Source organism: Streptomyces pimonensis, assembly GCF_041380215.1.
In the GTDB taxonomy this organism is placed as follows: Bacteria; Actinomycetota; Actinomycetes; order Streptomycetales; family Streptomycetaceae; genus Streptomyces; species Streptomyces pimonensis.
Map to the genome: position 1 here is coordinate 1 of NZ_JAHWZY010000123.1, position 1,307 is coordinate 1,307.

1 protein-coding gene is annotated in these 1,307 nt (G+C 70.4%); it reads right to left on the reverse strand.

Annotated features, from left to right (window positions below; translation table 11 throughout):
• On the reverse strand, positions 1 to 1,307 hold a 1,307-nt coding region (locus tag KYY02_RS33625), incomplete at both ends, for an IS701 family transposase (RefSeq protein ID WP_442538186.1).

A 1,307-nucleotide genomic window follows, 5' to 3' on the forward strand; every position in this document is an offset into this window, starting at 1 on the left:
TGGTGGCAGGCTTTCGCGATGGCTTGGTGCCGGCGGCGCCAGGCGGTCCAGTGCAGGACGTGGTCGCGGTCATGGACAGGCGGCGGCAGCACGAGGGCGCGCAGGAGACGGACGAGTTCGGGACAGGTCGGCGGGGTGAGCCCGGCCGGGCCGGCGGGGTAAGTGTGCGTCGTCGTGGACGCGAGGGTGAGGGCGAGGACGGCGGCGGCGATCAGGGAGAACAGTGACCAGCGCATCCAGGAGTTCCAGCAGGTCACCTGACCCTGATCGAGTCCGGTGAAGCCCTTGGCGAGTTGGAAGGTTTCCTCGATCCGCCATCTGCGGGAGATCACTTCCACCAGCGTGCCGAGTGAGACGGAGCCCGGGGACCAGCAGCGGAAGTAGGACACCTCGCCGGTGTAGCGGTGGCGGCGCGCGACGAGCACACTCGTCCCCGCCACGTTCTCGTTCTTGTCGGGAGTGTCGTCGGGGCGGACGTCGAGCCAGGCCCAGTCGTACTCGCGGGTGCCCTTCGTGCCATGTCCGGTCTGCCGACGCATCCACTGCTCGGGCCGCACCTTGTTGATCAGTTTGCGGGCCTCCCACCGGCGGCCGGCCCCGTCCGTGACCTGGTACGTAGCTGCGATGCCGACCGTGTAGCCGAGCCCCAGCGCCCTTGTCCCCCGGCGTAGATCGCGGCCGCAGTACACCTCGTCGCCGGCGAACCAGCGGGCCTGGATCCCGATCGTGAGCGCACCGGCGACCATGGACAGTGCTTGCTGCGGTTTCGTCGCGAACCCGATCTCCTCCGGCAGCCCGGCGACTTCGCGGCGTTCTTCGTCCGCGGCCCAGTCCGCCGGGAGGTACAGGGCCCGGTCGATAATCACCTTCGTCGTCGCGGTGACCGCTGCCAGGTGCACTGCCACCTGGCACAGTCCGACACCGCCGATCGCGCCGGAGTACTGTCTGCCTGCCCCCACGCAGTCTGTGGAGGACTTCGCGTCGCCCGTCTGGTCCGCCACCAACACCACGTCCTGGCCCGCGAGTTCACCGGCAACCAGGCGGGCGATCTCCTCCCGTGCTCGGTCGTGGTCGAACAGGGCGCGGGACAGCAGGTGCTGCAGCCGGTGCGGGCCCGGGTGCCCCAGCGCCTGCGCGAGTGTCCAGCAGTTCCGCGTGTCCAGCTCCAGTAGCAGCCCCGCGACCAGCTCCGCCGCCGTGGCGCGTGTCCCACGCCGTGCGAAGCAGCCCGCGACCGCCGTCATCGCCCTCCCGAACGCCCCGCACCACGCCTGCTCGGCTATCGTGGCCTCTGCGGCCACCGTCTC